Raw genomic sequence first — 26,002 nt, forward strand, 5'->3', positions numbered from 1 at the left:
GGCGCCTCCCAGGCCAAACGCCGGACGGGCTGGATTTCCAGCCCGTCCGGCGTTTGAGGACGAACTCGGCGGAGCCGGTGATCGACGGTGCGGTGGAGCGGCGGGGGCTCAGCCCTGCGGGTGGTGCGCCGGGACGGGAGGCAACTCGCCCGTGGTCTCGTAGGCCGACAGCATGTCGATCCGCCGAGTGTGACGGGCCTCACCCGAGTACGGCGTCGAGAGGAAGATCTCGACGAACTTCGTCGCCTCTTCCCGCGAGTGCATCCGGCCGCCGATCGACACCACGTTCGCGTCGTTGTGCTCACGCCCGAGCGCGGCCGTCTGCTCGCTCCAGGCGAGGGCGGCCCTGACCCCCTTCACCTTGTTCGCGGCGATCTGCTCCCCGTTGCCGGAGCCCCCGATCACGATGCCGAGCGACGACGCGTCCGCCGCCGTCTTCTCCGCGGCGCGGAGGCAGAAGGGGGGGTAGTCGTCCTGGGCGTCATAGATGTGGGGCCCGCAGTCGACGGGCTCGTGGCCGTGGCTCTTGAGCCACTCGACCAGGTGGTTCTTCAGTTCGTAGCCGGCATGATCCGAGCCGAGGTACACGCGCATGCGACTGAGTGTGGCACGTCGCGGGGCGGGTAGCGGCGACCGGGGGCCGGGCCTTGGTCACCCAGGTCTGGGCCATTGGGCCGGAATACAACGATCCGGAGTCGGGACTTCCGTCACGGACACCCCTGAGTTTGAATGCGGGGGCTCGTGACCCGAGAACTTAAGGATTCGTCCATGACCTCGCAACCCTCCCTTGCGAAGGCAGACAGCACTCCCCCTACGCCTGGGGATCCGCAGTCTGGAGACACCAGTGACGGCCTCAAGGCCGGGCTGAAGAACCGCCACCTCTCCATGATCGCCATCGGTGGCGTCATCGGAGCAGGACTCTTCGTCGGCTCCAGCTCCGGAATCGCCGCCGCAGGGCCCGCCATCCTCGTCTCGTACGCCCTCGTCGGCACGATGGTCGTCCTCGTGATGCGGATGCTCGGTGAGATGGCCGCCGCACGGCCCACATCGGGCTCCTTCTCCACCTACGCGGACCAGGCGCTCGGCCGCTGGGCCGGTTTCTCCATCGGCTGGCTGTACTGGTTCTTCTGGGTCGTGGTGCTCGCGGTGGAGGCCACCGCCGGCGCCGTCATCCTCAACGGATGGATACCGGCCGTCCCGCAGTGGGGCTGGGCGCTCATCGTGATGGTGGTGCTCACCCTGACGAACCTCGTCTCGGTCGGCTCCTACGGCGAGTTCGAGTTCTGGTTCGCCGGCATCAAGGTCGTCGCCATCGGCGGGTTCGTGATCATCGGTCTGCTCGCCGTCTTCGGCGTGCTGCCCGGCTCCGACAACCCCGGCGCCGGATTCGCGCACCTCACCGACGCGGGCGGATTCATGCCCAACGGCGCGGGCGCCATCCTCACGGGCGTGCTCATGGTCGTCTTCTCGTTCATGGGCTCCGAGATCGTCACGCTGGCCGCCGGTGAGTCCGAGGACCCGCAGCGCGCCGTCACCAAGGCGACGAACAGCGTCATCTGGCGTATCGGCGTCTTCTACCTGGGCTCGATCTTCGTCGTCGTCACGCTGCTGCCCTGGGACGACAAGTCGATCCTCAAGGACGGTTCGTACGTCGCCGCGCTGAACTCGATCGGCATCCCGCACGCCGGTCAGGTCATGAACGTCATCGTCCTGACCGCCGTCCTCTCCTGCCTCAACTCCGGGCTCTACACCGCTTCCCGCATGGCCTTCTCGCTCGGCCAGCGCGGTGACGCCCCCAAGGCCTTCGCGCGCACCAACTCGCGCGGTGTGCCGCAGGCCGCGATCCTCGGGTCCGTCGTCTTCGGCTTCGTCGCCGTCTGGTTCAACTACCAGTGGCAGGACACCGTCTTCGACTTCCTGCTGAACTCGTCGGGCGCGGTGGCCCTCTTCGTCTGGCTGATGATCGCGTTCACGCAGCTGCGGATGCGCGGCATCATCCTGCGCGAGGAGCCGGAGAAGCTCGTCGTGAAGATGTGGCTCTTCCCGTACCTGACGTGGGTCACGATCGCGATGATCTCGTTCGTGCTCGTCTACATGCTGACCGACGAGGCCGGGCGCAAGCAGGTGCTGCTCTCGCTGCTCGCCGCGGCGTTCGTGGTGGCGTTCTCCGTCATACGCGAGAAGGTGCGGCCCCGCGTCGACACCGACAGCAGTGTCGACACCGACAACGACCCCGACACGGTGAGCGTCGACGCCTAGCCGGTGCCGTCCGACGGTGGTGTGGTCGACGTACCCGCCACCGTCGGCGGACGCGTGCTCGGTCCGGGCGGCTCCGTGCCGCCCGGATCGCGCGCGGTGAAGAACATGACGGCTGCCACGGCGGCCGCGACCAGCAGGACCAGGGCGGTCAGGACGCGGCCCCGCCAGTCGGCGGTCTGAACCTGCCCGGCCGATGTCTCCCGCGGCCTCGGTGGTGCCGCGAGCACCGCCCGCAGGGCCGCCTCCGTCTCGTCGAGGCCCGGACGCCGCTGCGGCTCCTTGGCCAGGAGCGCGGCGAGCAACGGATACAACCCGCTTGATTCCGGCGGCAGTTCAGGCGCCTCGTGCAGGACAGCGACCAGCGTGTTCAGCGCCGACGCACGGGCGAACGGCGAGCTGCCGCGCAGCGCGGTGCACAGCGTCGCCCCCAGGGACCAGAGGTCGGACGGCGGGCCCTGCTCAGCCCCCGAGACCCGCTCGGGTGCCATGTACTCGGGCGAGCCCACCAGCTGGCCCGTCAGCGTGAGGCGGCCCGTGTCCTGGAGCGCGGCGATGCCGAAATCGGTGAGGACGACCCGGTCGGCAGGCCCTCCGGGGCCCAGCAGGACGTTCTCCGGCTTGATGTCACGGTGCAGGACGCCCGCCGCGTGCACCCGGCGCAGCGCCGCCACCAGGGCGAGGCCTACGCGGGCCGCCTCGCGCTCGTCCAGCGGCCCCTCTTCGCCGACGTACCGGGCCAGAGAGCGCGCGTCGACCAGCTCCATGACGATCCAGAGGCGGCCGTCCTCCTCGGCGACGTCATAGACGCGTACGACACCGGGGTGATCGATCCGCGCGGTGGCCCGCGCCTCGCGCAGCGCGCGTTCTCTGCGGACGTGGGCGTCCCCCGTCTCGGGGCCGTCGAAGGCTCCTTCGATCCGCATCTCCTTGACCGCGACGCGGCGGTCGAGGAGTTCGTCGGCCGCGCGCCACACGCGGCCCATGCCGCCCTGTCCGATGACATCGAGCAGGCGGTAGCGGCCCGCGACCACGCGAGGCTCCGGCATGGGTTCACCCCCAACCCTCCTTTCATGACAGCACAGTTCACGCGGTTTCCCGAAGGCCCGGAAGGGCCCGGAAACGGCCCGGAAAACTTGACGGCAGATGTCAGGTTTTCCCGGGAAGCTCTGAGGTGTCAGCCAGCACTCCTTGGAGGATCACCGTGGACTTCACCGCTCAGCGACTCGTGTTCCGGCCCGGCGACGACGGGTACGACGAGGAGATCGCCGGATTCCAGACCGGTTTCGCGCAGCGGCCCTCGATCGTGTTCGCGGCCGGGAGCCCCGATGACGTCGTCGCCGCCGTCTCGTACGCCGCGGAGGCGGGGCTGCCCATCGGAGTGCAGGCCACCGGGCACGGACTTCCGGGGTCATCGGAGGACGGCGTACTGATCAGCACCCGGCGGATGGACTCCGTCCGGATCGATGCGGACGCGCGCACGGTCACCGTGGGCGCGGGCGTCCGCTGGGGCCAGGTCGTGGAGGCCGCGGCGGCGCACGGGCTCGCGCCGCTGAACGGGTCGGCGCCGGGCGTGGGAGCCGTCTCGTACACGCTGGGCGGTGGACTCGGCGTCCTGGCGCGGGAGTTCGGGTACGCGGCCGATCACGTCCGGTGGCTCGACGTCGTCACGGCGGACGGCACGCTGCGGCACGTCACGGCGGAGAGCGAGCCCGAGCTCTTCTGGGGGCTGCTCGGCGGGGGCGCGAACCTCGGGGTGGTGACAGCCCTGGAGATCGGCCTGGTGCCGGTGGCGCGGGTGTACGGCGGTGCGATCGATTTCGACGGGCGTGAGGTGGACCCCGGCCGGGTGCTCCGGGCGTACGAGGCGTGGACGCGGACGGTGCCGGACGAGCTGACCTCGTCGGTGGCGGCGCTGGTCTATCCGGACATCCCGCAGCTGCCGCCCCATCTGCGGGGCCGCTATCTCGTCACCGTCCGGGTCGCCTACACGGGCTCCGAGGCGGCGGGCGAACGGCTTGTGGCGCCGCTGCGGGAGATCGGGCCCATGATGTCGGACTCGCTGCGGGAGATGCCGTACACCGAAAGCCACACGATCCACAGCGACCCCGACTTCCCGCACTCCTACTACGGGGACAGCGTGGTCGTGCGCGAGCTGGATGTCGCGGCGGCGAGTGAGCTGTTCGCGATGACCGGTCCGGCCGCCGAGAAGATGCACGTCGTCCAGATCAACCAGCTGGGCGGGGCGCTGGCGAAGCCCGCGGGGACCGCCGAGAACGCGGTGCCGTACCGGGACGCGGGGTGGCTGGTGCGGGTGCTCTCGCCGCTGGACGGCACCGACCTCGACGCGGTGCGGGCCGTGCAGGCGCAGGCGTTCGGTCTCTTCGCGCCGGATGCCGCGGGGCGGTTGCTCAACTTCGCCTTCGGTGCGGGCGATCGGCCCGACGGTCTTTACGACGCCGGTACGCGGAAGAGGTTCGCCGGGCTGAAGGCCACGTACGACCCGGCGAACCTCTTCAGGCGGAACTACAACGTCAGTTGACCGCTCAGCGGTCGAGGAACTTCCACGCCGTGGGCAGCGCGCCCATCGCGAGCGCGGCCTTGAGGGCGTCGCCGATCAGGAAGGGCGTGAGCCCGGCGGCGACGGCCTGGGTCAGCGACATGCCGGTCGCGGCGGCGAGGTACGGGACGCCGACCGCGTAGATGATCGCGGAGCCGAGCACCATCGTGCCCGCGGTGCGCAGGACGGAACGGTCGCCGCCGCGGCGGGCGAGGGCGCCGACCACGGTGGCGGCAAGGAGCATGCCGAGGACGTAGCCGAGGGACGGCGCGGCGACGCCGGAGCCCGCCTCGGCGAACCACGGCATGCCCGCCATGCCGACGAGGGCGTACACGGCGAGGGAGAGGAAGCCGCGGCGGGCGCCGAGGGCGGTGCCGACGAGGAGGGCGGCGAAGGTCTGTCCCGTCACCGGTACGGGGGAACCCGGGACGGGCACGGCGATCTGGGCCGCTATGCCGGTGAGGGCGGCGCCGCCGAGGACGAAGGCCGCGTCCTTCGCGCGGGACGCGGGGAGCAGGTCCGCGAGGACCTGGCCGGGACGGGAAGAGACGGCGGCGATGCTCATCGGGACTCCGCGGGTTCTGGGACGGGCAGATGGGACCCCGCGACGCTATCTCAGGCGGGGGCGCCTTTCACCGGGGGTGGGCGACAAGGTCCCGGGTGGCCCGGTGGTGGGTTCCGCACAAAGTGCGGGAGGTACCCCTGCGGGGGGCGTGATGCTCGTCACTGAGGTGAGCGGCGTACGGGCCCCGTTTTGCGTACGGGGATGCCGTCCAGGGAGACTGTAGGTTCCCGCCAACTTCTTTGTGAGCCCGAGAGCAGCGCTAAGCACCATGCACGACGCACCCCCCGATGAGTCGGTACCCATGAAGGGGACGGCGGACCTGGAGCGCGAGCCGCTCGGCGGAGGCCTGAAGCAGCGGCACCTCACCATGCTCGGCCTTGGCGGTGTCATCGGGGCCGGTCTGTTCGTCGGGTCCGGGGCCGGGATCGCCGTCGCCGGGCCCGGCATCGTCGTCTCGTACCTCATCGCCGGTGCGCTCGCGATGTGCGTGATGCGGATGCTGGGCGAGATGTCGGCCGCGATGCCCGCGTCCGGGTCCTTCTCCGTGCACGCCGAACGCGCCCTCGGACGCTGGGCGGGGTTCAGCGTCGGGTGGCTCTACTGGTTCCTGCTCGTCGTCGTGCTCGCCGTGGAGGCGACCGGTGCCGCGCAGATCGCCAACAGCTGGGCGCCGGGCGTTCCGCAGTGGGCCTGGGTCCTTGTCTTCATGCTGGTGTTCACCGCGGCCAACCTCGCCGCCGTGAAGAACTTCGGCGAGTTCGAGTTCTGGTTCGCCGCGCTGAAGGTCTTCGCGATCGTCGCGTTCCTGGTGCTCGGGCTGCTCGCGATCTTCGGGGTCCTGCCCGACACGGACCCCGTGGGCCTCACCAACCTCACCGGACACGGCGGTTTCCTGCCCAACGGCTGGGAAGGCGTGACGTCCGGCGTACTGGCCGTCGTCTTCGCCTTCGGCGGCCTGGAGGTCGTGACGATCGCGGCGGCCGAGTCCGACGACCCGGTGCGCTCGGTCGCCCGCGCCGTGCGCAGCGCCGTCTACCGCATCCTCTTCTTCTACGTCGGTTCGATGCTGGTCATCGTGACGGTCCTGCCGTGGACGGCGGAGAAGGCAGGCGTCAGTCCCTATGTGACGGTCCTCGACTCGATCGGGGTGCCGTCCGCCGGCACGATCATGAACATCGTGGTGTTCGTGGCGCTGCTCTCGGCGCTGAACGCCAACCTCTACGGCTCGTCCCGGATGGTCTTCTCCCTCGCCGAGCGCGGCGAGGCGCCCAAGGCCCTGCTGAAGGTGTCGCGCGGCGGGGTCCCGCGCCGGGCGGTCCTCGCGTCGGTGGCCTTCGGCTTCGTGTCCGTCGTACTGAATCTGAAGTGGCCCGACTCGGTCTTCCTCTACATGCTCAACTCGGTCGGCGCGGTACTCCTTTTCGTGTGGGCGCTGATCGCGGTCTCGCAGCTGCGGCTGCGGCGGCGCATCGAGCGCGAGGCGCCGGAGCGCCTCGTCCTGCGGATGTGGGCGTTCCCCTACCTGACATGGGCGGCGCTCGCGGCGATGGCGGCCGTGCTCGGGCTGATGCTGACCGATGACGGGGCGCGGCCGCAGCTGCTGTGGTCGGCGGGTGCGACAGGGCTCGTCCTGGCGGTCGCGGGGCTGCGGGAGTGGCGCGCGGCGCGCATGAAACGGGCGTGAACAACTTGTGCCCACTTCTTCACAACGTGTGAGCGTCGTGTCCGTATAGCGGTCAGGTGTTCCCTGTCAGCGGTGCCGGACTTCAGACTGTGGGCCGCTTGCCCACCGCGCCGTGGGCCGCTTGCTCACCCCGCTCAGCTCCCCCGTCTCAGCTACTGAACAGGGCACGCCCATGTCTCGGACGTCCACCCCCCAGGACGCATCACCCGACGCGGCCCCCGAGGCCCCCAAGGTCGATTCACCGCTCGTCCACGGCCTCAAGCAGCGGCATCTCTCCATGATCGCCCTCGGCGGCGTCATCGGAGCGGGCCTCTTCGTGGGCTCCGGAGCGGGCATCGCCGCGGCCGGTCCCTCGATCGTCCTCGCCTACGCGATATCCGGCGCGCTCGTCATGCTCGTGATGCGCATGCTCGGCGAGATGTCGGCGGCGAACCCGGCGTCCGGCTCCTTCTCGGTCCACGCCGAGCGCGCGATCGGCCCATGGGCGGGCTTCACCGCGGGCTGGGGCTTCTGGTTCCTGCTCTGCGTCGCCGTCGGCCTCGAAGGCATCGGCGCCGCGAAGATCATGGTGGGCTGGTTCCCCGACAGCCCCGAGTGGGCCTGGGTCGCGCTCTTCATGCTGGTGTTCTGCGGGGCCAACCTGACGGCCGTGAAGAACTTCGGCGAGTTCGAGTTCTGGTTCGCCGCGCTCAAGGTCGGCGCGATCGCGCTCTTCCTGGGCATCGGCGTCCTGGCGATCCTCGGCATCCTGCCCGGCTCGGACGCCTCCGCCCCCGGCACGGCCAACCTCACCGGTGAGGGCGGGTTCATGCCGCACGGCACGGACGGCCTGATCATCGGCCTCCTCGCGTCGGTCTTCGCGTACGGCGGTCTGGAAACCGTCACGATCGCGGCCGCGGAGTCCGAGAACCCGGTCCAGAGCGTCGCCAAGGCCGTGCGCACGGCGATGTGGCGCATCGCCCTCTTCTACGTCGGCTCGATGCTCGTCGTGGTGACCCTGCTCCCCTGGGACAACAAGGAGGTCGTGGCGAAGGGCCCGTACGTCGCCACCCTCGACCACCTGGGCATCCCCGGCGCCGGCCAGATCATGAACGTCATCGTCCTGATCGCCCTGCTCTCGGCGATGAACGCCAACATCTATGGCGCGTCGCGCATGTCGTACTCCCTGATCGCGCGCGGCCAGGGCCCCAAGGTGCTCGGCCGCGTCTACAGCGGCGTCCCGCGCCTCGCGGTCCTCGCCTCCTCGGTCTTCGGCTTCGTCTGCGTCCTGCTCAGCTACTGGCGCCCGGACGACGTCTTCCCCTGGCTCCTGAACATGATCGGCGCGATGATCCTGGTCGTCTGGATCTTCATCGCCGCCTCGCAGCTGATCCTGCGCCGCAGGACGGAGCGCGATGAGCCCGAGAAGCTGGTCGTGAAGATGTGGGCCTACCCGTTCCTGACCTGGGTCGCCCTCGCCGCGATGGCGTACATCTTCTACCTGATGACGGAGCAGCCGGACACCCGCAAGCAGCTTCTGGCCACGGGCACGCTGACGCTGGTGCTCGCGGCGATCGGCTTCGTCCGCCAGAAGACGGCGGAGAAGCGGGCGGCGGAGAAGCAGGCGGCGGTCGCCGCCGAGTAGCGACACCTTTGCGCGAACAGGGCCCCGAGTCGACGGACTCGGGGCCCTGTTCGCGTTCCCTGCGGCCTCCGGTCCTAGGACGAAGGGCTGATCACCCCTGCCCCGTGGAGGCCCTCTCCTGCTGCTAGCCTGCACTTGCATATAGGTTGCAATAAGCGTTGCACTACAGCAGAGCAGCAGTCGGAGGGCTCGGACATGGCCATTTACACGCTTCCTGAACTTCCGTACGACTACGCGGCGCTCGAGCCGGTCATCAATCCCCAGATCGTCGAGCTGCACCACGACAAGCACCACGCGGCGTACGTGAAGGGCGCGAACGACACCCTTGAGCAGCTGGAGGAGGCGCGCGACAAGGAGACGTGGGGCGCCATCAACGGCCTGGAGAAGAACCTGGCCTTCCACCTCTCCGGCCACATCCTGCACAGCATCTACTGGCACAACATGAACAGCCCGAAGGACGGTGGCGGCGGTGAGCCGCTGGCCGCGGACGGTGTCGGTGACCTCGCGGACGCGATCACCGAGTCCTTCGGCTCCTTCGCCAAGTTCAAGGCCCAACTGACCAAGGCCTCGGCGACCACACAGGGTTCGGGCTGGGGCGTGCTCGCCTACGAGCCGCTCAGCAACCGCCTCATCGTCGAGCAGGTCTACGACCACCAGGGCAACGTCGGCCAGGGCTCGACGCCGATCCTGGTCTTCGACGCCTGGGAGCACGCCTTCTACCTGCAGTACAAGAACCAGAAGGTCGACTTCATCGACGCCATGTGGGCCGTCGTCAACTGGCAGGACGTGGCCAAGCGTTACGACGCCGCGAAGCAGCGCGTGAACAGCCTGCTGCTGGCTCCCTGACGCCCTGAGACGTCCCGCCTCGTGATCGTCTTCTCAACCTTCGCGCGGGCGGGCGGAAAAAGGACAGGCCCCCGTGAGGACATGACTCACGGGGGCCTGTCGGTATCCGGGGTTCCGGTGGACCGTGTCGACATGACGACACCACGGAACATGTACTGCAGTACCTGCAAACGGGACGAGCCGCACCACCCGCTGAGCAAAGGCGAGCAGAAGCAGCTCAAGGACGACTCCGGCCTGAAGTACACCGGCGACTACTGGGCCTGCGACGCACCGGGCTGCGGAACCCTGCGTACAGCCTTCGACAAGTCGCCCTTCTATCTGCCCCGCAAGCTCAAATAGCGAGGCTCAGTCGAAGATCGGTCCCTGCGTCCGCGTCCGCTTGATCTCGTAGAAGCCCGGCGTGGACGCCACGAGCAGCGTGCCGTCCCACAGCTTCGCCGCCGCCTCGCCCTTCGGGGTGGGTGTCACGACAGGGCCGAAGAAGGCGACCTGCTCGCCGTCGGCGCCGGGGACGGCGATGACGGGCGTGCCCACGTCCTGGCCGACCTTGTCGATGCCCTCCTGGTGGGAGGCGCGCAGCTGGGTGTCGTACTCGTCCGAGTCCGCGTAGTCCGCGAGGTCCTCGGGCAGGCCGACGTCCTTGAGCGCGGCGACGATCGCCTCGCGGGTCGGGCCCTCGCCCTGGTTGTGGAAGCGGGTGCCAAGGGCGGTGTAGAGCTTTCCGGTGTAGTCGTCACCGTGCTTCTGCTGGGCGGCGATGACCACGCGGACCGGGCCCCAGGCCTTCGTCTCGAGCATGTCGCGGTACTCCTCGGGCAGCTCGTCGAGCCTGTCCTCGTTCAGTACGGCGAGGCTCATGACATGCCAGCGGACCTCGACGTCGCGGACCTTCTCCACCTCGAGCATCCAGCGCGAGGTCATCCAGGCCCACGGGCACAGCGGGTCGAACCAGAAGTCAGCTGTGGTCTTGCCGGGCTTGCCGTTCTCGGACATGTCTCTCCCTAGGGAATGCGTGCGCGCTTGGCCAGGGGAACGTCAGTGATCTACCCGGGCATTCCCCGATACCGCGCGCTGGGGGCACATGCGAGGATCGTAGACATTCGTACAGGTCGTGCGATCCACGACTTCCACCTGCGAGTACAAGGGAGTACCGCCCGTGCCCGGTGAGAATCTTTCCCGCGACGAGGCCCAGGAAAGGGCCGCGCTGTTGTCCGTCGACGGGTACGAGGTCTTTCTCGACCTGCGCTCCGCGATCGGCGAGAGCGACCAGGAGCCGCGCACGTTCCGCTCCGTCACCACGATCCGCTTCCGCTCCGCCGAACCCGGCGCCACGAGCTTCGCCGACCTGATCGCCCCGAGCGTCACGGCCCTCTCCCTCAACGGCAAGGACCTGGACCCCTCCGAGGTCTTCGACGGCACCCGGATCACGCTTGAGGACCTGTCCGCGGAGAACGAACTGGTGGTGGACGCCCAGTGCGCCTACAGCCGCACCGGCGAGGGCATGCACCGCTTCGTCGACCCGGAGGACGGCGAGGTCTATCTCTACACGCAGTACGAGCCCGCGGACTCACGGCGCGTCTTCGCCAACTTCGAGCAGCCCGACCTGAAGGCGCCCTTCCGGTTCGAGGTGCAGGCGCCCGAGGGATGGACCGCCTGGTCGAACGGCGCCGGTGAACTGGCCGACGGCGTATGGAAGTTCGCCGAGACGAAGCCGATCTCGACGTACATCACAGCTGTCGTCGCGGGTCCGTACCACTACGTGACGGACTCCTACAGCCGCACGTTCGACGACGGCACGACGCTGGACATCCCGCTCGGCGCGATGTGCAGGAAGGGGCTCGCGAAACACTTCGACGCGGACGACGTCTTCCTGGTCACCAAGCAGGGGCTCGACTTCTTCCACGACAACTTCGACTACCCCTACCCCTTCGGGAAGTACGACCAGGCCTTCGTCCCGGAGTACAACCTGGGCGCGATGGAGAACCCCGGCTGCGTGACCTTCCGCGAGGAGTTCATCTTCCGCGGCAAGGTGACCCAGGCGTCGTACGAACGCCGGGCCAACGTCATCCTGCACGAGATGGCGCACATGTGGTTCGGCGACCTCGTCACCATGCGCTGGTGGGACGACCTGTGGCTCAAGGAGTCATTCGCCGACTTCATGGGCTCCTTCTCGATGGTCGAGGCGACGCGCTTCACCAACGGCTGGATCACCTTCGCCAACAACCGCAAGGCGTGGGCCTACCGCGCCGACCAGCTGCCCTCCACGCACCCGGTCACGGCCGACATCCGCGACCTGGAGGACGCCAAGCTCAACTTCGACGGGATCACGTACGCGAAGGGCGCCTCAGTACTGAAGCAGCTCGTCGCCTATGCCGGACGTGACGCGTTCCTCGAGGGCGCGCGGCGCTACTTCAAGCGGCACGCGTACGGGAACACCCGGCTCGGTGACCTCCTCTCGGTCCTGGAGGAGACCTCCGGGCGCGACATGGCCTCCTGGTCGCGGTCCTGGCTCCAGACGGCGGGCGTCAACTCCCTTACGCCACAGGTCATCCTGAACGCGGAGGGCAGGATCACAGAGCTCTCCGTGCTCCAGGAGGCCGCCGAGTCCCACCCCGAACTGCGCCCGCACCGCGTGGCGGTGGGTCTGTACCGCCGCACGCCCGAGGGTGAGCTGACGCGGTACGCACGCGCGGAGGTGGACGTCGAAGGGCCGCGCACGGTGGTGTCCGAGCTGGGCGGCGAGGAGGCTCCCGATCTTGTCCTGGTCAACGACGACGACCTGACGTACTGCAAGATCCGCTTCGACGAGACCTCCCTCGACACACTGCGGGCGCACCTCGGTGACATCACCGATCCCCTCGCCCGCGCGCTGTGCTGGTCCGCGCTGTGGAGCCTCACCCGGGACGCGCTCATGCCCGCGCGGGACTTCATCGGACTCGTGCTGCGGTTCGCGGGGCGCGAGAGCGACATCGGGGTCCTGCAGATGCTGCACACGTGGGCGGACTCGGCCCTCACCTTCTACGCCGCCCCCGAGTGGCGCGAGGAGGGCGGGCGCGCGCTCGCCGAGGGTGCGCTGCGGGAGCTGCGGATCGCGGATCCCGGCAGCCAGCACCAGCTGACGTGGGCGAGGTTCTTCGCCGCGGTGGCCTCGTCGGAGGCCGATCTGCAGCTGCTGCGGACCCTGCTTGAAGGGACGGCGAAGATCGACGGCCTGGACGTCGACCAGGAGCTGCGCTGGTCCTTCCTCGGCCCGCTGGCCGCGCACGGCATCGCCGACGAGCAGGTGCTTGCCGCCGAACTGGCCAGGGACGACACGGCTTCGGGCAAGCGGCACCAGGTGCGGTGCCTGGCCGCGCGGCCTTCCGCGGCAGTGAAGGCGCAGGCGTGGGCCTCCGTGGTGGAGTCCGACTCCCTGTCCAACGCGTTGGTGGGGGCGACGATCTCGGGGTTCGCACAGTCGTCGCAGCGGGAGCTGACCGCTGCGTACGCGCCCAAGTACTTCGCTGTCATTGAGCGGGTGTGGGCCGAGCGGTCCATCCAGATCGGCATGGACGTGGTGAAGGGGCTCTTCCCCCACCTCCAGGACGATCAGGGGACGCTGGACGCGGCGGATCTGTGGCTCGCCTCGCACGAGTCGGCCGCGCCTGCCTTGCGGCGGCTTGTGCTGGAGGCGCGGGACGACCTTGCCCGGTCGCTGCGGGGGCAGGCCTGCGACGCGGCTGCCGCGTAGACCTCCGGCCCAGGGTGGGCGCCCGTCGACGGCTGCCCGGCAGCTTCGGCGCTGCGCCCGCCCTCCCCCGGACTCCCCCGGGCTCCAATCGGACTCCCTCGAACCCCCTCGGACTCCCGGCGGAACGTACCGCGCGGAAACGGACCTTTTCGGCAGTCGAACGTCTGCACTTTAGTGCGGGGTTGTCCGGTTATGTCGACGGGCCTGTAACAGCGGTTAGGGGGCGGAGCGGCAGCGGGAATGGCCCGGTCATGAACCACAACACCCCGCTCTCCCCCCGCCCCCTCCGCCACCTCGCCGACGTCCAGCGCCGCGTCATGAGCACCGCCCAGCTACGCGCCCACGGAGTCTCCGCCGCGGACGTCTCCGCCCACTGCCGCCCGGAAGGGCCCTGGCAGCAGCTGCTCCCGGGAGTCTGCCTGCTGCACCCGGGGCCGCCGACCAGTGAAGAGCGCCTGCACGGCGCCCTGTTGTTCGCGGGGCGCCCGCCGGCCAAGGCGGCGAAGACCGTGCCCGCGCAGCCCGGCGCAGGCGAGCCCCACGCCCCGTACGCCGACGCCCTGATCACGGGACTCGCGGCGCTCGCCCTGCACCGCTTCTCGTCGGCTCCCCCGCTGCTCTCCCTGGACCGCATCGACGTCCTCGTCCCGCGCACCCGGCGGCTGCGCTCCACCGGTTTCATCCGGCTCGTGCGCGCCCAGGCACTGCCGACCGCCGTACAGATCGCCGGAGTTCCGGTGGCCCCCGTGCCGCGCGCGCTCGCCGACGCCGTGGCCGGGCTCGCCGAGGCGGGTGCGGTGCGCAGACTGCTCACCGAGGCGGTGCGCGGCAACCACTGCGAACCCGCCGCCATCGTCCGGGAGTTGAACCAGGCGCGGCTGCTCACCCGGCCGCATGTCGTGGACGCGGTGGACTCGCTGCTCGCCGAAGGGCGGGCCATCGCCGAGGACCGGATCTACCAGATGGTCGCCGAGCACGGCCTGCCCGATCCGCTGTGGAACGTCGACCTGCGATTGCCCGGTGGGCCGCACCTCGGGGGCGTCGACGCCTACTGGCCCGACCTGGCCGTCGCGGTCGAGCTGGACACGCGGGCGCCCCGGCACGGCTTCCGGCAGGACGACGACGCACTGTGGTCCGAATACGCCCGTAAGCGCGAGCACTTGGAGCGGCTCGGCATCACCGTCGTCCACCTGACGCCCAAGAAGCTGCGCGAGTCCCTCGAACAGCAGGCGACCGTCGTACGGACCGCCCTGATGGCGTCGGCGGATCGGGATCCGGCGGCGTACGTCGTCGTACTGCCCAGGTAGGGAAAGGGGGCGAGGCCGGCACGATGACAGGCGGCCCCGCCCCCATTCACGTACGCAACACCCCTACTCCCTACGTCACTTCGCGCAGAACTCCGCGTTCAGGACAGCGGACCAGTCGCCGTCCGGGCCGTTGAAGTTCGCGGCGAGCGCGTGGCCGCCGTTCTCGGTCGCCAGCGCCATCGACGTCGAGCCGTGGATGTCGCCGCCGTGCCCCCAGACGACTGTGCCGCAGGAGGTCTTGACGCTCTCCAGGGCGAGGCCGTAGCGGCCGCCCGTCTCGCCGCCCTTCGGGACGGTCGTCTTCATCTCGGCGAGCTGCTTCTTCGGCATGAGCTTGCCGCGCAGCAGAGCGGTGTAAAAACGGTTCAGGTCAGCCGAGTTCGAGATCATCGAGCCTGCCGCCCCCGCCACGGACGGGTTGAACTCCGTCACGTCATGGTTCTTGGCGTCCGGTGCGTCGGAGAGTTTCGTGTACGCCCGTGAACTGGGCCGCGGCATCGCGGCGTCCGTCCCCGGCAGGGTCGTGTGGCGCAGGCCCAGCGGTTCGATGACCCGGCTGCGGATCTCGTCCGCGTACGTCTCCCCCGTCACCTTCTCGATGATCATGCCGGCCAGGATGTAGTTGGTGTTGGAGTAGTTCCAGCCCTTGCCGGGCTTGAAGTCCGGCTTGTGGCGCATGGCGATCTCGACCTCCTCTTCGGGGGTCCAGGTGTCGTAGCGGTGCTCCAGGAACTTCTCCGTGAACACCTTCTCCTGGAAGCCGCGGTCGGCCGACACATCGAAAACACCGCTGGTGTGGTTGAGGAGTTGGCGCACGGTGATCTTGTCGCCGTCGTGGCCGTTGCCCTCGACGACGCCCGGCAGCCACTCCCCGACCTTGTCGTCCAGGTCGAGCTCCCCTTCGGCCTCCAGTTGGAGCAGCACAGTGGCGACGAACGTCTTGGTAATGCTGGCGACGCGGTAGTGGTCGTGGCTTCCGCGCGGGCTGTTGCTTTCGAGGTCGCCGATACCCGCGGCCGAGTTCCAGGGCCCGTGCCGGTCCTTGGCCTGCACGGTCACGCCGGGGGCGTTCTCGTTGACGGCGGCCTCCATCGCCTTCTGCGTCGCCCGGTGCCGGTCGCCGTGCCCGCCACCACCGGACTCCCCCGCGAGCGCGGGCGCCGCGAATGCCCCCGCGGTCACCGTCATGGCCACCCCTGCGGCCACGCCCATCAGGCCTCTCGCACGTGCTGACATCCGATCTCCTCCGTTGACGACTGCGGTCGGCCGGAGGGACTCACGGGTCCGGTGAGGAGGTTGACCGCCTCGCCGGGGTTGAGCGGGTTTCAGCCCTTCTTGAGGATGAGCTCCGTGTTCCGGTCGCCCGGCTCGCCGCCAAGCGCGGGCTTGGCCCCCGGGGCGTTGAAGGACAGTTCGCGGTAGAGCGCGGCGAGGCCGGTCTGCGAAAGATCGGCGTAATCCGTGCGGTGCGGCGCCGACGACTCGATGAGGGTGGTGAAGAGGGAGATCGTGCCGTCGTGGTTGTCGCTCACCTCCACGACGCGGGCCAGCTGCGGGAAGTCGATGTGCGAGGCCGTGGAGACCTCCCAGAAGGAGCCGCGCGGGGTCTGGTGCGCGGTGATCTTGTTCTTGTGGCTGTGACCGTTGACCCAGGCAAGGACGGAGCGGTGGCGGCCGAGGAGGGCGACGATCTCGTCGCCGCCGTGCCTTCCCTCGCGCGGGCGGTCCGGGTCCTGGCGCAGATTGCGCATGGTCCGGCTGGTGTGGTGGCTGAAGACGATGACGTACGAACCGCCGCCGTCCTTCTCCTCGTTCGCCTTCAACTCCCGCTCGAGCCAGTCCATCTGGGCCGTGCCGAGCGAGCCTTCGTAGTGACCGCCGGGGTCCGTCGAGTCCAGGCTGATGCCGAGTACGTCGTCGCTGATGCGGAAGGAGTAGTACTGGGTACCCGAGTCGAGGTTCTCCTGCGTGTAGCCGTGGCCCGCGGGACCGTGCCCCTTGTACGCCGGGTCGAGGTGAGCCTTGACGTACTCGGCGGGAGTGAAGGGCGCGCGGCTCTCGTCCGGGGTGACCGAGCGCATCCGCCGCGCCTCGCTCTTCAGGAGCTCCTTGAACTGCGCGCCCTTGGGGTCACGGCCCTTCTTGACGGCCTTCCACAGGGCGGCGCCGCGCGACTCGTCCAGGGACATCAACTTGCGTCCTCCGACGGCGAATTCGGAGAAGTACGAGTCGCCGGGCCCCCAGCAGCCGCCGGGCAGCGCGTCGTGATTGCCGACGGTCGAGTACCAAGGCAGCCCGAGACCGGGGCTGTTGACCTCACGGAGAGCGGCCTTGAGGAAGCCGTCGACCTGCGGGAAGCCGAGGGCCTTGTCGGAGTCGCGGAGGTCGTCGTCCGGGTGCCAGTACAGCTTCAGGCCGCTGTCCTGGACACCTTCGTAGCGGCGCGGGTCACCGGTGTTGGGGTTGATGCGCCCGCCGCTCATGGTCTTGAGGAACCAGTCGAGCTCGGAGCGCGAGTTGTTGTCCGTGTTGTCGCCCGTCGTCACCACGCAGTGCAGCGGCGATCCGGTGGCGGGCGCGCCGCGCAGTGCGTTGACCCGCTCGACGAGCGCGACCGCGCCGGCCACCGAGAGGGCCTCCTGCGGGCGCCAGGCGCTCGCGGTCTGGGCGCGCAGATACTCGTACCGCAGCGGATGCTGCACGTCGACCAGGTGCAGGTCGGTGAACTGGACGAACGCGGCGAGCGAGGTGCGCCGCCCCTCGCGGCCGTTCTTGGCGGCGGCGAGGTCACCGCGGACCACCCGGTCCCAGGCGGGCCCGTCCCCGAGACGCCGGTAGCCGGAGGTGCCGCGCGGGGCGGCGACGGCGGCCAGCGTGGTGCCGCCCCGGTAGGGCATCAGGGGCGCGGCGGGCGCCTGCCGCGAGAGTGCGACGGGGGCAGGACCGCTGGCGGCGGCATGGCTGGTGCCGGGCCGCAGGGCATAGCCGATGCCCGCGGAGAGGGAGACGGCTCCGGTGGTCGCGAGGAAGGCCCGGCGGTCCACGGATGAAGCGGCACGGGCGGCGGTGTGGGTGGCGGTCTGGGCGGCGGTGGCGACAGAGCGTATGCGCGACATGGCGCGGTCTCCCCGATTGCGAACGCGTCGGCAGTGGTCGCGGGCAGCTCCGCAGTCGGCGAAATTCCCGCTCGTACTGGATCGTTGACATCCGGGATGACCTGCACGTTAACGAGACCGCAACGGGCAACGCCGATCACCGTACGTGGATCATCCGACACCCTGCGCGGTCATCCGCCCCTCTCCGGGCGGAGAGGAGGCGGTCACTCCACGTTCATCTTGCGGGGAAGGGGAGGCGCTGCGGAGCCTCAGGAGGGCGCCGCCAGGTGTCCGTCGTCGGGCCGGGTCCGCCACAGATCGAGCCCGACATCGACGAGCCCGACCCGGTCGAGTCCGGCGACGGCGTCCAGCGCGTGCCAGGACGCGAGATCGGTGGAACCGCCCTGCTCGTGGCGCAGCTCGCCGCCGGTGATCCGCGCCTCGTAGACGATTCGCAGGCCGTGGAAGTCGGCGACGGCGCCGAGCTTGCGCGGATAGCGGCGGCGCAGCGAGTCGACGCCGAGCAGCGCGACGGGCTCGATGACGTACCCCGTCTCCTCGTCGGCCTCGCGGATCACCGTGTCGTACGGATCCTCCCCGTGGTCCATCCCGCCGCCGGGCAGCGTCCAGCGCTTGCTGCCGTCGCCCGCCACCCAGCGGGCGAGCAGCAGCTGCCCGTCCTGTACGCATACGGCGTAGGCCGCCACCCGGAGCTCTTTGTGCACAGAGTGACGCTAGTCCCCTTACGTGGGATTGGCAGGGGAGTACTCGGGCGGGGACCAACTCCAGGGGCTCGCGCGTTGGGTTTCCACCGCCTCGGTGAGGGTGAAGCGGACCGTGCGGGTCCCGTCGTCGCCGTATTCGGTGCGGGCCGTGCCGGTGAGCTGGAGGGTGGTGCCTGTCACCCAGTCGAGGAAGAGGAGCCCGGCGCGGGGGTCGGTGGCGAGGTTGCCGAGGGACAGGAACATGGAGTTGCCGGGGTAGTCCCGCCAGGTGAGTTCGTGAGGGGAAGGGACCTGGACGAAGCCGGGGTTGCCGCCCCGGTGGCTGGCGTCGGCGCCTTCCGCGTGGACGGTGGCGAGGAAGAAGGTGTCCGCTTCGGCGATGAACGCGCGCTGGTCGCCGGTGAGTTTCACTCCGTGGCGGGGTGCGGCCGGGCGGCCGGGCGCGGCGACCCCCGGAAGTTCCCGCTTCTGGAGGTACTTCGGGCAGTTCGAGAAGACCTGGTCGGCCTCGATCGCCAGGCCGCGCGGAGTCGGCCGCGCCCGGCCGTTCAGCCGCATGCGGCGCCGGGTGCGGGGGTCCAGGGCGATGGTGCCCACGGGGTTGCCCTCCTGAGTCTCCTGGGCGAGGGCCTGGGCGAGGGGGTCGGCCCGGCGCAGGCCGCCCGCTATCGATATCTGGTGCGGCCCCGTGGCCCGCACGAACCCGGGTTCACCGGTGAGCAGCGAGGCCCAGAGGGCGCCGGCCGGGTCGGCGCCGCCGATCACCAGCATGGGCTGGAGTTCGAGGAAGGCGGCGGCGACGGGGCGGATCCCGTCACCGATGGACCGCCCCACGTGGTCGGCCAGCTCCCGCACGCCGACGAGATCCTGCACGGCGCGGGAGCCGTGGTGGTACGGGGCGCGCGGGGTCATGTCGCTCCTGTACGAGTAGACGGGGGCGCCCGAAGGGGCGCGGGGAACTGCGCGACCAGCCACGAACAACCCGCGGACTGCAGACGACACACACTCCGCCGCGAAGCGGCATGGCACTGGGACTAGAAGAAACCACAGGTAGGCGCAGCCGGCACCGGAGCCCGGCCCGAGGCGCCCACGCCCGAAAAGATCTCCAGGCGCGTCCCGTCCGGGTCGTGGAAGAAGATCCCGCCGGACGCCGCGCCCTCGCCGTGCGGGACGACCCCCTCGTACGCGAATTCCACCCCGTACGCCCGCAGCGCGCTCTCGTACGCGCGGACCTCCTCGATGGTGTCCACCTCGATCGCCAGGTGGTGCAGGCCCGCGTTCGAAGCCGCGTACGCCGCGTACGCCTGCTGCCAGAGCGTGAGCGAGGGGGCCCCGCCCTCCCCCAGAAAAGCGAACCTGCGGCCCTCCTCCTTGCCCTCGCCGATCACGCCGTAGCCGAGCACGTCTCGGTAGAACGCGAGCGAGCGCTCCAAGTCGGTGACGTTCAGGCCGATGTGGCCGGTGCGGAGCGCGCTGGTCACGGTCATGACTCTCCCCTCGTCGGCGGTGGCCCGCCTCACGCGGGCTAACCATTGAATGCGACGTTAATGGTTAGACGTGCGAGCGTCAACCGGTCACGTACGCTTTACTGGTTAGCCTCGAAGGGAGCCCCCCATGACCACCGCACCCCGCGACCCCCGCCCGCTCGTCGGCGAGCCGCTCTCCCTCGACCTGCTCAACACCCGGTGGGTGACGGACGGCGCGCGCCGGGATCTGCTGACCGATGCCGAGGGGCTCGCCATCTGGCTCGCCGCCCATGGGCTCGACGACCGCTTCGAGGCGGACGAGGCGACGCTGGACCATGTGCTGCGGGCGCGCGACGCGCTCGCCTCCGCCGTGGACAGCCCCGGTGACCCCGCCGCCATCGCCCGCGTCGACAAGGTCCTCGGACATGGGCGCATCCGGGCGACCCTGACCGCGCAAGGTCCGGGCGAGGAGCCCGAGTTCAAGGACGCGACGTGGGGTGCGGCGTGGCTGGCGGCGCGGGACTACCTGACGCTCCTCGCCACCGCGCCGGACCGGATCCGTCCCTGCGCCCACGAGGCGTGCGTCCTGCACTTCTTCGACACCTCGCGGAACGGGACCCGGCGCTGGTGCTCCATGGCGGCCTGCGGCAACCGCGCGAAGGCGTCGCGGCACTACGCACGCTCGCGCGAGAGCTGACCCGCCCCCCCGGAAGTTCGGGGAAGTTCCCTGAAGTTCCCGGTGCAAGTCACCCTATGAACCGCCTTGTCCGCCATGGCGGATGGCGGAATTGCGTCACGCATCGATCACAGCTCGGACAACTCTCCCCAAACAGCAGTCACTTACGTAAGGCTGAGCGGTCATCCGGTTCCGGATTCCGGACCTTTTCGACCTTTACGTACAGGGATGCTGATGCACAGATCCAGTGCTAGACGCACGACCCGTCTCGCGATAGCCGTCGGCCTCACCGCCGCGCTCTCCGCCGCCGGGCCCATACCCATGGCCCTCGCGGCCGACGGGAGCCCCGGAGATCCTGGGGGCCAGACCACCCCCAAGTCCGCAGCGAAGAAGCTTGGTTCGGCCGACGCCGATCTCCTCGCGGACGCGAAGGCGGACGGCGAGAAGACCGTCACGATGATGGTCGCCACCGCGCCCGGCGCCACCGAGCAGGTCGCCGGCCAGCTCGACGCCGTCAAGGGCGGCTCGGTCGGCCGGACGTACGACAAGCTCGGCTACGTACGCGCCACCGTGCCCACCGCGAAGGCCGAAGCCGCCATCGAGGCGGCGGGGAAGCTGTCGTCCGTGCACGGCATCGACCTGCGGCACGAGATCGAGCTCGACGACCCGACGCCCGCCGCCGACCGCGCCAAGGGCGCGAGGACCGCGGCCGAGGGGACGTTCGCCGGGCCCGGCAAGAACACCCCGGCGAAGAACCCGTACAACCCGTCCTTCGAGACGGGCGCCGTCGACTTCGTGAAGAAGCACCCGAAGGCGGACGGCCGCGGCACCACCATCGGCATCCTGGACTCCGGCGTCGACCTGGGTCACCCCGCGCTCCAGAAGACCACCACGGGCGAGCGCAAGATCACCGACTGGGTGACAGCGACCGACCCGATCGTGGACGCGGACGCCACCTGGCGGCGGATGACCAACCCCGTCACAGGACCCGTCTTCACCTGGGACAGCGAGACGTGGAAGGCCCCCGCGGGCTCCTTCCAGGTCAACCGCTTCCGCGAGTCGGCCACCACCGGCGGCGACGCCAAGGGCGACATCAACCGTGACGGCGACACCACCGACAGCTGGGGCGTGCTCTACGACCCGGCCGCAGGCACCGTCCGTGTCGACCTGAACGACAACAACGACTTCACCGACGACGAGACGATGAAGCCGTACAAGGACGGCCACCAGGTCGCCTACTTCGGCAAGGACGACCCGGCGACCGACGTCGTCGAGCGCGTCCCCTTCGTCGTCGAGATCCGCAAGGACGTCCCGACCGACCCGTACGGCGGCGACTGGGTCGGCAAGAAGGCCGACTTCGTCAACATCGGCGTCATCGAGTCCGAGCACGGCACGCACGTCGCGGGCATCACCGCGGCCAACGGCCTGTTCGGCGGCAAGATGAACGGCGCGGCGCCCGGCGCCAAACTCGTCTCATCGCGCGCCTGCACCTGGACCGGCGGCTGCACGAACGTCGCGCTCACCGAGGGCATGATCGACCTCGTGACGAAGCGCGGCGTCGACATCGTGAACATGTCGATCGGCGGCCTCCCGGCGCTGAACGACGGCAACAACGCGCGCGCCGAGCTCTACAAGCGCCTCATCGACGAGTACGGCGTGCAGCTGGTGATCTCCGCGGGCAACTCAGGCCCCGGCGCGAACACCATCGGCGACCCGAGCCTCGCCGACAAGGTCATCTCGGTCGGCGCCTCCATCTCCAAGGAGACCTGGGCCGCCAACTACGGCTCCGCCGTGGAGAAGTCGTACGCGATGATGAACTTCTCCTCGCGCGGACCGCGTGAGGACGGCGGCTTCGCGCCGATCATCTCCGCGCCGGGCTCGGCCATCAACACCACGCAGACCTGGCTGCCGGGCTCCCCGGTCGCCGAGGCGGGCTACCAACTGCCCGCCGGTTACTCGATGTTGCAGGGCACGTCGATGGCGTCCCCGCAGGCGGCGGGCGCCTCGGCGCTGCTGCTCTCCGCCGCCAAGCGCGAGCACGTCGACCTGACCCCGGCGAAGCTGCGTACGGCGCTGACCTCGACCGCGGACCGCATCCGCGGTGAGCAGGCGTACGCGCAGGGCACCGGCCTGATCAACGTGGTCGACGCCTGGAACGCCATCGAGGACGACGCGAAGGCGCACACGTACACGGTGAAGGCCCCGGTCGACACCGCCCTGGAGCAGGAGCTGAAGAAGCCCGGCACCGGCATCTACGACCGTGAGGGCGGCCTGAAGACCGGCCAGAAGCGGACGTACGACGTCACGGTCACCCGCACATCGGGCCCGGACCGCTCCATCCGCCACGAGCTGGACCTGGTCAACAACCACGAGGGCACCTTCCAGCTGCTCGGCGACGGCGACGTGACGCTGCCGCTGAACAAGCCGGTCACCGTCAAGGTCCAGGCGAAGGCCAAGTCGGCAGGTCTGCACAGCGCGATCCTGACCGTCGACGACGAGCGCAGCGAAGGCATCGACCAGCAGATCATGTCGACGGTCGTCGTCTCGTCGCCGCTCGCCAAGCCCGCGTACACGTTCTCGGCGTCCGATTCGGTGCAGCGCAACAGCACCAAGTCGTACTTCGTGACGGTCCCGAAGGGCGCCAAGTCCCTTGAGTTGGCGCTCGGCGGTCTGAAGGACAAGAGCCAGACGCGGTTCATCGCGGTGCACCCGTACGGCGTCCCGGTCGACTCGACGTCGTCGCTGGTCTGCTACGCGAACTACGACAACCCGGCCAACACCTGCCGCCCCGACCTGCGTTCGTACGCGGATCCGCAGCCGGGCGTGTGGGAGATCGAGGTCGAGTCGCGCAGGACGTCCCCGCTTCTGGACAACCCCTACAAGCTGGACGTCGCCGCTCTGGGTGTCGCCTTCGACCCCGCCGTGCAGACGGTGCCCGAGGCGAAGGTCGGCACTCCGGCCCCCGTCTCCTGGAAGGTGACGAACAACTTCGCCGCGGTGGACGGCAAGTTGAAGGGCGGCCCGCTCGGCTCGGCGAAGGCCGCGAAGCCCTCGATCAAGCAGGGCGAGACGCAGACGACGACCGTGGTCGTGCCCGAGGGCGCGGAGCGGCTCGACGTCGCCATCGGTTCGACGGCGGACACCGCCGCCGACCTCGACCTGTCGGTCTCGAAGGACGGGGCGGTCGTGGGTTCATCGGCTGACGGCGACTCGGAGGAGTCGGTCAGCCTCAAGAAGCCCGCGGCGGGTACGTACGAGATCGAGGTGGCGGGCTACGCGATCCCGTCCGGCACCACCGCGTACGACTACCGGGACGTCTTCTTCTCGGCCGCGCTCGGCTCGGTGAAGGTCGACGAGTCGGCGCCGGTGAAGCTGGCGAACGGGGCTTCCGCCCAGGTCTCGGCGGAGGTCGCGGCGGACGCGCCTGCGGCTGAGGGGCGTCAGCTGTTCGGTGAGGTGTCTCTCTTGAACGGGCGGGGCACGGTTGCCGGTACCGGCAGTGTCCTGATCGAGAAGGTGGCAGCTCCGTAGGCTGCGCCTGAGCCTTGGGCGCCGTCGATCACCGGCTGCGCCGAGTTCGTCCTCAATCGCCGGACAGGCTGATGAATCAGCCTGTCCGGCGATTGAGGCCCACCTCGACCCCCACCTCGTGCACCGAATTACGCGCCCCGTCCAGTGGCTGCACGCGCCCCGCGAGATCCCGCGCACGGCAGCGGATCCGATGCGGGCCAGGCGCCAACTCCCGCATGAGGGAGAAGCGTTGCCAAGTCGGACCGGACCCCGGCGCCTCCACCTCGGCGGCCTCCCAGGCACCCCCGTCGACCGAGACATCGACGCCCACGATCTCCGTCGTGCTCCAGGCACGGCCACTCAACTCGGCGACCCCGGCAGGGAGTTCATCCCCCTCCCCCGGCACGAACAACTTGCTGCTGACATCAACCTCCCGCACCGGGCTCGGTGCCGAGTCCCCCGGCAGGACGCGGTTGTAGAACTGCGTGGTGAACACCCCGTCCGCCCTGCGGTCCGCCAGGACGATCCGGGTCAGCCACTTCACCGAGTTCGTGCCGAACATCCGCGGCACCACCGCCCGCAACGGAAACCCGTGCTCGGCACGGAGCGGCTCACCGTTCATCCGGTGCGCGAGAAAGACATCGCCGCGGGCCACCGACAGGGGCAGGTCCTTGACGTACGTGAGGCCGTCCTGCCCTTGGAAGGACCCCGTGTCCGCGCCCTCGAACCAGACGTGCCGCGCCTCGGCCAGCGGCACCGCCCGGTCCAGGAGCACGGCGAGCGGCACGCCCGCCCACTCCACCTGCGCCACCGCCCGCGTCGGCACGTCCGGTGCGAACGGGCTCCCGAAGCACTCGTGGAAGGCGGGCAGCCGCTCCGTCCCGAGGGCGAGGACGGCGTCCATGTCCAGACGCAGCGGACGCTCGACCAGCCCCTCCACCACCAGGGTCCAGTCCGTGACGTCGATGTCCGGCACGCCCAGGTGCTTCCTGACGAAGACGTCGTCGAGGGGGGTGAAGTCGGGCTCGGACGCGGACACTTGGGTCGTCATGTAGTAACCATAAGTCCACAGTGACCCTTACGCCCAGCTCATTGTCCCGCGCGTTTCGCCCGGCACATCTCCTCCCTCAGCACTTCATCCCCTTGCCTTTCCCCTTCCCATGCCGCAGCTCCCGCTCGATCCACGCCCGGTCCTTGGCGACTCCCGCCTTGCTGTTGGACCAGATGTCCGGCGACGCCTCCCCCTTCGGGATGCCGATCAGGGTCCGGTCGCCGGTCCTGAGCCGCGGGTCCACGTCGACGTCCATCACGAACGTGACCTGCTTCGACCCCTGGCTCGGCTTGTAGTAGCGGGTCACGTCCAGGACGATCCGGTCCTGTACGCCGCCGGGGATCGGCTCGACGCGGTTCACCGTGCCCTCCACGATGAGCCGGGCGCAGGCCACGTACACCCCGGGCTTCTGGTCCATGTCGTTCGAGCCGCCCCCGTCCTCCTTCTGGTCCCCGGCTCCCTCCTTCTGGTCCCCGGCCCCCGGCGCCGCCCCCTTCGCCGCGTCGGAGTCGGCGCTCTCGCTGATGCCGCCCCCGCTCTCCACCGCGAGCCAGGCGACCCCGCCCACCAGCGAGGCGGCGGCAGTGGCCGCGGCAAGGCCGAGCGCCAGCGTCAAGCGCCGCCGCCGGACCCCGGCGGGGCGTACGGCGACGCCAGGCTTCGGCACAGGCCCCCGCTCCGGATCCGGCTCAGGCTCAGGTTCCGGAGCCGCGAGCGCGGCACCCACCGCCCCGATGTGCTCCCGAAGCAGCGCGACATCCGCCACGGCCGCCGCGTGTTCCGCCACGAGCTCCGAGTCTCGCCCGGCGTCTTCGGGCAGCGGCTCGTCCGTGAGGGCGAGCATCAGCGCGTCGTACTGGTCCTCGCACTCGTCCTTGTACTCGTCCTTGTACTCGTCCTTGGCCAC

21 protein-coding genes are annotated in these 26,002 nt (G+C 69.8%); 10 read left to right on the top strand and 11 right to left on the bottom strand.

From position 1 onward, the window contains the following. Nucleotides 1–108 precede the first annotated feature (108 nt). A complete protein-coding gene (locus ABD378_RS08805; protein ID WP_344519963.1) occupies nt 109–594 on the bottom strand; it encodes a ribose-5-phosphate isomerase in 486 nt (161 codons plus the stop codon). Nucleotides 595–768: 174 nt separating this feature from the next. On the opposite strand from ABD378_RS08805, the gene ABD378_RS08810 reads away from it, so the two are divergent. Next, the gene (locus ABD378_RS08810) at nt 769–2,259 is read left to right on the top strand and encodes an amino acid permease (RefSeq protein WP_344519964.1); all 1,491 of its coding nucleotides are present in this window, start codon (nt 769–771) and stop codon (nt 2,257–2,259) included. Here the strand turns inward: ABD378_RS08810 and ABD378_RS08815 are convergent. Beyond that, complete coding sequence (locus ABD378_RS08815) at nt 2,256–3,305, bottom strand: serine/threonine-protein kinase (RefSeq protein WP_344519966.1); 1,050 nt, start codon at nt 3,303–3,305, stop codon at nt 2,256–2,258. The genes ABD378_RS08810 and ABD378_RS08815 overlap by 4 nt on opposite strands. A 155-nt stretch (nt 3,306–3,460) precedes the next feature. Between ABD378_RS08815 and ABD378_RS08820 the strand changes: the two genes are divergently transcribed. Beyond that, nucleotides 3,461–4,798: an FAD-binding oxidoreductase gene (locus tag ABD378_RS08820; protein WP_344519967.1), complete on the top strand. Its 1,338-nt coding sequence runs from the start codon at nt 3,461–3,463 to the stop codon at nt 4,796–4,798. Nucleotides 4,799–4,802: 4 nt separating this feature from the next. Here ABD378_RS08820 and ABD378_RS08825 read toward each other — a convergent pair whose 3' ends face one another. Then, complete coding sequence (locus ABD378_RS08825) at nt 4,803–5,381, bottom strand: biotin transporter BioY (protein WP_344519968.1); 579 nt, start codon at nt 5,379–5,381, stop codon at nt 4,803–4,805. A 268-nt stretch (nt 5,382–5,649) separates the two neighbouring features. Here ABD378_RS08825 and ABD378_RS08830 point away from each other — a divergent pair, with 268 nt between their 5' ends. The 4 genes from ABD378_RS08830 (at nt 5,650) to ABD378_RS08845 (ending at nt 9,874) form a co-directional block, all read left to right on the top strand. Then, on the top strand, nt 5,650–7,065 hold the full coding sequence (locus ABD378_RS08830; RefSeq protein ID WP_344519969.1) for an amino acid permease: 1,416 nt from the start codon (nt 5,650–5,652) through the stop codon (nt 7,063–7,065). 172 nt (nt 7,066–7,237) lie between these two features. Next, complete coding sequence (locus ABD378_RS08835; RefSeq protein WP_344519970.1) at nt 7,238–8,689, top strand: amino acid permease; 1,452 nt, start codon at nt 7,238–7,240, stop codon at nt 8,687–8,689. Between the two features lie 195 nt (nt 8,690–8,884). Beyond that, nucleotides 8,885–9,535, top strand: a complete 651-nt coding sequence (locus ABD378_RS08840; RefSeq protein WP_344519972.1) for a superoxide dismutase — start codon at nt 8,885–8,887, stop codon at nt 9,533–9,535. 132 nt (nt 9,536–9,667) lie between these two features. Next, the gene (locus ABD378_RS08845) at nt 9,668–9,874 is read left to right on the top strand and encodes a hypothetical protein (protein WP_344519973.1); all 207 of its coding nucleotides are present in this window, start codon (nt 9,668–9,670) and stop codon (nt 9,872–9,874) included. 6 nt (nt 9,875–9,880) lie between these two features. On the opposite strand, the gene ABD378_RS08850 is transcribed toward ABD378_RS08845, so the two are convergent. Continuing rightward, a complete protein-coding gene (locus ABD378_RS08850) occupies nt 9,881–10,528 on the bottom strand; it encodes a mycothiol-dependent nitroreductase Rv2466c family protein (RefSeq protein ID WP_344519974.1) in 648 nt (215 codons plus the stop codon). 163 nt (nt 10,529–10,691) lie between these two features. Between ABD378_RS08850 and pepN the strand changes: the two genes are divergently transcribed. Both pepN and ABD378_RS08860 read left to right on the top strand, forming a co-directional pair. Beyond that, complete coding sequence (gene pepN / locus ABD378_RS08855) at nt 10,692–13,265, top strand: aminopeptidase N (RefSeq protein WP_344519976.1); 2,574 nt, start codon at nt 10,692–10,694, stop codon at nt 13,263–13,265. A 251-nt stretch (nt 13,266–13,516) separates the two neighbouring features. Then, nucleotides 13,517–14,572, top strand: coding sequence for a hypothetical protein (locus ABD378_RS08860; protein WP_344519977.1), 1,056 nt, complete (start codon nt 13,517–13,519; stop codon nt 14,570–14,572). 75 nt (nt 14,573–14,647) lie between these two features. Here ABD378_RS08860 and ABD378_RS08865 read toward each other — a convergent pair whose 3' ends face one another. The 5 genes from ABD378_RS08865 to ABD378_RS08885 form a co-directional block, all read right to left on the bottom strand. Next, nucleotides 14,648–15,808 carry a serine hydrolase domain-containing protein gene (locus ABD378_RS08865; protein WP_344519978.1) on the bottom strand — a complete coding sequence of 387 codons (1,161 nt, stop codon included), beginning with the start codon at nt 15,806–15,808 and terminating at the stop codon, nt 14,648–14,650. A gap of 89 nt (nt 15,809–15,897) precedes the next feature. Beyond that, nucleotides 15,898–17,688 (bottom strand): TIGR03767 family metallophosphoesterase, encoded by a 1,791-nt coding sequence (locus tag ABD378_RS08870; protein ID WP_344519979.1) that lies wholly within the window; start codon nt 17,686–17,688, stop codon nt 15,898–15,900. A 248-nt stretch (nt 17,689–17,936) separates the two neighbouring features. Then, nucleotides 17,937–18,392 (bottom strand): NUDIX hydrolase, encoded by a 456-nt coding sequence (locus ABD378_RS08875; protein ID WP_344519980.1) that lies wholly within the window; start codon nt 18,390–18,392, stop codon nt 17,937–17,939. 18 nt (nt 18,393–18,410) lie between these two features. After that, the gene (locus ABD378_RS08880; protein WP_344519981.1) at nt 18,411–19,304 is read right to left on the bottom strand and encodes a pyridoxamine 5'-phosphate oxidase family protein; all 894 of its coding nucleotides are present in this window, start codon (nt 19,302–19,304) and stop codon (nt 18,411–18,413) included. 122 nt (nt 19,305–19,426) lie between these two features. After that, nucleotides 19,427–19,879, bottom strand: coding sequence for a VOC family protein (locus tag ABD378_RS08885; RefSeq protein WP_344519982.1), 453 nt, complete (start codon nt 19,877–19,879; stop codon nt 19,427–19,429). A 127-nt stretch (nt 19,880–20,006) separates the two neighbouring features. Between ABD378_RS08885 and ABD378_RS08890 the strand changes: the two genes are divergently transcribed. Together ABD378_RS08890 and ABD378_RS08895 are read left to right on the top strand one after the other, a co-directional pair. Beyond that, nucleotides 20,007–20,555: a CGNR zinc finger domain-containing protein gene (locus ABD378_RS08890; protein ID WP_344519983.1), complete on the top strand. Its 549-nt coding sequence runs from the start codon at nt 20,007–20,009 to the stop codon at nt 20,553–20,555. A 207-nt stretch (nt 20,556–20,762) separates the two neighbouring features. Further along, on the top strand, nt 20,763–24,065 hold the full coding sequence (locus ABD378_RS08895) for a S8 family serine peptidase (RefSeq protein WP_344519984.1): 3,303 nt from the start codon (nt 20,763–20,765) through the stop codon (nt 24,063–24,065). Nucleotides 24,066–24,141: 76 nt separating this feature from the next. On the opposite strand, the gene ABD378_RS08900 is transcribed toward ABD378_RS08895, so the two are convergent. Together ABD378_RS08900 and ABD378_RS08905 are read right to left on the bottom strand one after the other, a co-directional pair. Beyond that, the gene (locus tag ABD378_RS08900; RefSeq protein WP_344519985.1) at nt 24,142–25,095 is read right to left on the bottom strand and encodes a molybdopterin-dependent oxidoreductase; all 954 of its coding nucleotides are present in this window, start codon (nt 25,093–25,095) and stop codon (nt 24,142–24,144) included. Nucleotides 25,096–25,171: 76 nt separating this feature from the next. Next, nucleotides 25,172–26,002, bottom strand: a complete 831-nt coding sequence (locus ABD378_RS08905) for a hypothetical protein (protein ID WP_344519986.1) — start codon at nt 26,000–26,002, stop codon at nt 25,172–25,174.

The sequence above is a fragment of the Streptomyces rectiviolaceus genome, assembly GCF_039533825.1.
In the GTDB taxonomy this organism is placed as follows: domain Bacteria; phylum Actinomycetota; class Actinomycetes; order Streptomycetales; family Streptomycetaceae; genus Streptomyces; species Streptomyces rectiviolaceus.

Excerpts from the sequence above, each read along its gene's own strand:
- ABD378_RS08805 (WP_344519963.1), bottom strand. The coding sequence starts at position 594 with ATGCGCGTGTACCTCGGCTCGGATCATGCCGGCTACGAACTGAAGAAC.
- ABD378_RS08810 (WP_344519964.1), top strand. The coding sequence starts at position 769 with ATGACCTCGCAACCCTCCCTTGCGAAGGCAGACAGCACTCCCCCTACG.
- ABD378_RS08815 (WP_344519966.1), bottom strand. The coding sequence starts at position 3,305 with ATGCCGGAGCCTCGCGTGGTCGCGGGCCGCTACCGCCTGCTCGATGTC.
- ABD378_RS08825 (WP_344519968.1), bottom strand. The coding sequence starts at position 5,381 with ATGAGCATCGCCGCCGTCTCTTCCCGTCCCGGCCAGGTCCTCGCGGAC.
- ABD378_RS08830 (WP_344519969.1), top strand. The coding sequence starts at position 5,650 with ATGCACGACGCACCCCCCGATGAGTCGGTACCCATGAAGGGGACGGCG.
- ABD378_RS08835 (WP_344519970.1), top strand. The coding sequence starts at position 7,238 with ATGTCTCGGACGTCCACCCCCCAGGACGCATCACCCGACGCGGCCCCC.
- ABD378_RS08840 (WP_344519972.1), top strand. The coding sequence starts at position 8,885 with ATGGCCATTTACACGCTTCCTGAACTTCCGTACGACTACGCGGCGCTC.
- ABD378_RS08845 (WP_344519973.1), top strand. The coding sequence starts at position 9,668 with ATGACGACACCACGGAACATGTACTGCAGTACCTGCAAACGGGACGAG.
- ABD378_RS08850 (WP_344519974.1), bottom strand. The coding sequence starts at position 10,528 with ATGTCCGAGAACGGCAAGCCCGGCAAGACCACAGCTGACTTCTGGTTC.
- ABD378_RS08860 (WP_344519977.1), top strand. The coding sequence starts at position 13,517 with ATGAACCACAACACCCCGCTCTCCCCCCGCCCCCTCCGCCACCTCGCC.
- ABD378_RS08865 (WP_344519978.1), bottom strand. The coding sequence starts at position 15,808 with ATGTCAGCACGTGCGAGAGGCCTGATGGGCGTGGCCGCAGGGGTGGCC.
- ABD378_RS08870 (WP_344519979.1), bottom strand. The coding sequence starts at position 17,688 with ATGTCGCGCATACGCTCTGTCGCCACCGCCGCCCAGACCGCCACCCAC.
- ABD378_RS08880 (WP_344519981.1), bottom strand. The coding sequence starts at position 19,304 with ATGACCCCGCGCGCCCCGTACCACCACGGCTCCCGCGCCGTGCAGGAT.
- ABD378_RS08885 (WP_344519982.1), bottom strand. The coding sequence starts at position 19,879 with ATGACCGTGACCAGCGCGCTCCGCACCGGCCACATCGGCCTGAACGTC.
- ABD378_RS08890 (WP_344519983.1), top strand. The coding sequence starts at position 20,007 with ATGACCACCGCACCCCGCGACCCCCGCCCGCTCGTCGGCGAGCCGCTC.
- ABD378_RS08895 (WP_344519984.1), top strand. The coding sequence starts at position 20,763 with ATGCTGATGCACAGATCCAGTGCTAGACGCACGACCCGTCTCGCGATA.
- ABD378_RS08900 (WP_344519985.1), bottom strand. The coding sequence starts at position 25,095 with ATGACGACCCAAGTGTCCGCGTCCGAGCCCGACTTCACCCCCCTCGAC.